Here is a 2,734-nt window from a genome sequence, read left to right as displayed (position 1 = left end):
TCGGCGACCCACACGTGGTTCGGCGCCGCGGCGGTGAAGTCGCGGTTGAGCTTGTCACCAGCACGGACACCGTTCTTCGCTGGGACGGTCGTTCGTTGTCTACGTCCTCTGACCACGCCGTTGAGGCCGAGTTCGCGTATGAGACGGTCGACGGTGCAAAACGCCACCTCGTGGCCCTGACGGCGCAGGTAGCGAGTCATTTTGCGGCGTCCATACATCTGTTCGTATGCGCCGTGCAGATCGCGCAACGCGTTCTCCACCAGCGCATCGGCGATGTCGCGGTCACACGGTGGCAGGCGGCGGGCTTTGCGGTAGGTCCGGGCCGCGATCTGCACACCGTGCGCCGAGAGCGCGCGGCAAATCGACTCGACGCCGTAGACCTGGCGGTATTCGTCGATGAACCCGACGATCAGCGGTGTCGCGGGTCGAGTTCCCGCGCGAAAAAGCCGAGGCCAACTTCAGAATCTCGTTGGTCTGCTTGAGATCTCGAACCTCTTTCCGCAGCCGAGCCAGCTCCTGCCGCTCCGCTGTCGACAAGCCCGCCGAGGCCGCCGCACCCGAAGACGGCGCTTCGTCGAGGGCTTTGTTGATCCACAGCCGCAGAGTTTCGTGTGATGCACGTCGACCAGCGGGCCGATCGCACGCGCGGCAGCGTAGGCGGATCCGTACTCATCGAGCCGTTCGAGGGCCAGACGCACGGCCTTGTCACGAACCTCGGGCGGGTAGCGCTTCGACATGATGGAGACCATCTTCCTCAAAGAAGGAAGCGGCCCCAAACCCGTGATGGTTCAGAATAGTTCTGGACTTGGTCAAAGCGGATCGACTAGAGCAGAGCGGCTGCGCACGCCCGGCTATGTGGATCTAGCTGTGGTGTTTCAGTCGGTGATCAGCTTGACCAGGGTGCCGACGACCTGACGCGTGGTCGCCTCGGTCACGACGCCGATGCGCTCGGTGAGCCATGGCGTGTACAGCGGATGGATGCGGTAGACGACGGCGGACAGACCAGGCATCGGGTCATCGTCCGACAGCTCCACCGCGAGGCCGGGCATACGGGGTGCCCGCTCGATCGGGATCGCCAGCACGGTCGGCAGGATCGAGTTGATACTGGTCCGCTGCACCACCAGCACGCGGTCACCGCTGCGGGATGAGGGTTTCTCACGGCCAGCGATATTCGGCAGGTAGCGCCACAGTTCGCCGTGAGCGGGAGGGGCCGCGGTCATCAGGCGGCACCGCTGGCGCGGATGACGTCGTCCATCGCGGCGCGCTCGGCCTCGACCTGAGCGAAGTATTCGGCGGTGGCACGTCCCTGGCTGAGCTCGTAGCCGGCGGCGATGCGGGCCGAGTTGCGCAGCACCTTGTCCAGCAGCGCCGACTCAGCGAATGCGGACAAGGTGACCCCGTCAGCGTCGGCTGCCAGCTTGGCCTGCTCCAACACAGCAGAATCCACACTCAGGGACGTATTACGCTTCATATTAGGAATTATAACAAGGTCGATGAGCATTTCAGACCACTTACCGATCTGCCCCCGGCTGCTGGGTAGTGGTTCGCGGCGTGTTACGCCCCGATTTCGGGTTGGTTGCTTCAAAGTAGCTGATGACCGGTGGTGGTGATGGGAGTATGAGCCGGTCGAGCGCGTTCGTCCCAGTTGGAAATGCAACCGTCCACACTTTTGGAAGGGAACTCAGATGGCAGCGCAGGACACGAGCACGGAGAACCGGTCGTCGTCGCAGGGTCAGCGTCAGGACGTGATGGATGTGCGTGGGGAGGTGGAGATGCTGCGGCTGCGGTTGGACGAAGCCCGCCAGGAGGCTCAGAGCGCGCGTCAGTACGCGATGCAAGCCAGCGGTTTGGCGCGGCAGGCGCAGTCTCAGGCGCGGCAGGTGCAGAACCAGGCTCAGATCGCGCAGCAGAACGCCAGCCAGGCCAATCAGCAGGCGCAGCAGGCCCGCCAGGCGGCGGTGCTGGCGTCGAATCAGGCCCAGCAGGCTCAAAGCGAGGCCGACCGTGCTCAAGCCCAGGCCCAGCAGGCCCAAGGCGAAGCCGGCCAGTCCCAGCAGCGCGCGGCTTCGGCGGCCGATCAGGCCGATCAGGCCACCCAGCTCGCCCAGCAGGCCGAGGACCAGGCCACCCGCGCCCAGGACCGCGCCGGGCAGTGGGAGTTGCAGCTGCACCAGATCCGTCAGCAGGCCCGTCAGCTGGAAGGCCGCTGAGCGGGGTGAGTCCGGGTAGGAGAGGGCTTCGGTGAGGGCGGTGCCGGGGCGGCGGCGTATCGGGACACCGGTGCGGCCGCTGCCCGGTACCACCCCACCGCGCGGGGGTGTGTTGTCGTGAGCGATCACCGCAGCTCGCCCGGGCCGCCCGAGGGTGACATCGATGTCGAGGTGATCGTGCCCGACGCCTGGAGTGCCGGGGTGTATGCCAACGGGTTCACCTGCTGGTACAACCGCACCGACTTCACCCTGGACTTCCTGGTCTATCTGCCCGCCGAACCCGCCGCCGCGGGGCAGCACGGGCCGGTGATGCGCCAACCGGTGCAAGTCACCGCGCGGGTGAAGTTCCCGCCCGCGTTGATCTTCCGGTTGATGCGCACGCTCGATGAAGCCATGAGCAACTACGAACACCAATTCGGGCACATCACCTCCCTCGGCGACTGACACCGCCCCGTCCACCCACGGTAAGGAGAACATTCGCGTGATGATCACCGCTACCGGGCCGATCACCCTGATCACCGGCC

5 protein-coding genes are annotated in these 2,734 nt (G+C 65.7%); 2 read left to right on the top strand and 3 right to left on the bottom strand.

Translation table 11 applies throughout. From position 1 onward, the window contains the following. From GVY64_RS36750 to GVY64_RS36740, 3 genes are all read right to left on the bottom strand, one after another. The coding region (locus tag GVY64_RS36750) for an IS3 family transposase (RefSeq protein ID WP_159851280.1) at positions 1 to 335 on the bottom strand (335 nt) is incomplete at its 3' end. Positions 336 to 875: 540 nt separating this feature from the next. After that, positions 876 to 1,220 (bottom strand): hypothetical protein, encoded by a 345-nt coding sequence (locus GVY64_RS36745; protein ID WP_159851278.1) that lies wholly within the window; start codon positions 1,218 to 1,220, stop codon positions 876 to 878. After that, positions 1,220 to 1,447, bottom strand: a complete 228-nt coding sequence (locus GVY64_RS36740; protein ID WP_159851276.1) for a hypothetical protein — start codon at positions 1,445 to 1,447, stop codon at positions 1,220 to 1,222. Before GVY64_RS36740 ends, GVY64_RS36745 begins: the two co-directional genes overlap by 1 nt. Before the next feature lie 238 nt (positions 1,448 to 1,685). Between GVY64_RS36740 and GVY64_RS36735 the strand changes: the two genes are divergently transcribed. Together GVY64_RS36735 and GVY64_RS36730 are read left to right on the top strand one after the other, a co-directional pair. Beyond that, entirely contained in the window at positions 1,686 to 2,210 is a 525-nt protein-coding gene (locus GVY64_RS36735) for a hypothetical protein (protein ID WP_159851273.1), read from the top strand. Positions 2,211 to 2,327: 117 nt separating this feature from the next. Beyond that, positions 2,328 to 2,654, top strand: coding sequence for a DUF3467 domain-containing protein (locus GVY64_RS36730; RefSeq protein ID WP_159851271.1), 327 nt, complete (start codon positions 2,328 to 2,330; stop codon positions 2,652 to 2,654). Positions 2,655 to 2,734 lie beyond the last annotated feature (80 nt).

It is taken from the genome of Nocardia sp. CY41 (assembly GCF_009829325.1).
GTDB lineage: Bacteria > Actinomycetota > Actinomycetes > Mycobacteriales > Mycobacteriaceae > Nocardia.
This window is presented reverse-complemented; position numbering and strand designations above follow the sequence as displayed.